The following is a 304-nucleotide window of genomic DNA, read 5'->3' as shown; positions in this document are numbered from 1 at the left end:
AATTTTCAGTTTCACGCTTTCTATGCGTTCGTACTTATCATCGTCAGCAACGGTAAATTCTACCGCGAACTGTTCTTTTCCGGTGCCGTAATCACCTTTCGCTACGGTCGCTTGATATCCGTTCGTCAGGAAGTTTTCTATCTCGTCTGCGCTAACGTATTCTTTCAGCGTAGCTCCCGATGCATCTTTCACTACGATCTTCGTGAAGTCTTCTTTCGTAATGTCGGATTTCACAGCATCGTTTACTTTTAAGACGATCTCTTCATCTTTTCCTACGGTTCCATCTATGCTGACTTTAAATTCC

The 304-nt window shown here is 43.1% G+C and carries 1 protein-coding gene; it reads right to left on the bottom strand.

Annotated features, from left to right (window positions below; genetic code table 11):
- Window positions 1-304 (bottom strand): hypothetical protein (locus AKG33_RS07295; protein WP_161802438.1); only part of this gene is annotated, 304 nt, incomplete at both ends.

This window comes from Dichelobacter nodosus, from assembly GCF_001263335.1.
GTDB classification, from domain to species: domain Bacteria; phylum Pseudomonadota; class Gammaproteobacteria; order Cardiobacteriales; family Cardiobacteriaceae; genus Dichelobacter; species Dichelobacter nodosus.
This window is presented reverse-complemented; position numbering and strand designations above follow the sequence as displayed.